This window comes from Nocardia sp. 852002-20019_SCH5090214 (assembly GCF_001665865.1).
Lineage (GTDB): Bacteria > Actinomycetota > Actinomycetes > Mycobacteriales > Mycobacteriaceae > Nocardia > Nocardia nova.
The window spans coordinates 1-538 of sequence record NZ_LZMK01000281.1 but is presented as its reverse complement, the minus strand read 5'-3'; the positions used below and the strand labels follow the sequence as shown (position 1 = coordinate 538).

Annotated in this window: 1 protein-coding gene; it reads left to right on the top strand. The window is 62.6% G+C overall.

What is annotated here, in order from left to right; all coding sequences use genetic code 11:
* Positions 1 to 122: 122 nt before the first annotated feature.
* On the top strand, positions 123 to 538 hold a 416-nt coding region (locus A5780_RS21885; protein WP_197521829.1), incomplete at its 3' end, for a helix-turn-helix transcriptional regulator.

Genomic DNA, 538 nt, shown 5'->3' with positions numbered 1-538 from the left:
TTGCGGCCTGTATGCGCTTGCGATCTAGCTCTAGCATTGTGGGCACAGTGCAGGGGGTCAATGGTTGCAGCGGCCACAACTTGTGGCCGGTTGCTCCACACGATCGACGGGGAGGTAAGACCGTGACGGTACCGGCGAGGTTCGGAAACCTGGGAGCGTTCGTCGAAAAGCGCAGGAAGCAGCTGGATTTGGATCGAGCCGAGCTGGGCCGGCGGGTCGGGCTGGCAGCGGGAACGATCAAGGCGATAGAGCGCGATGAGCGTCGGCTCGTCGACGACAACCTCCGAAAAGTGCTGGGAGCGCTTGAAATTCAGGAGAACAACGTCCGGCTTCTGGTTTCGGCGAAGGAGGGTCGGCTTCGGTCCGACGACAGTGCACCCTGTGACCTGGAGCTTCGCGCTATCGAGGCGATCACGGTGCCGGTGTTCATCCTCAATACCGTCATGGGCCGCATTGTGGCCGCCAACCAGGCGTGCGAGTCGCTGATGCATCTGCGCGCCGGGGTGAGCATCTACGAGTGGCTGGTCGCCGACCCGTG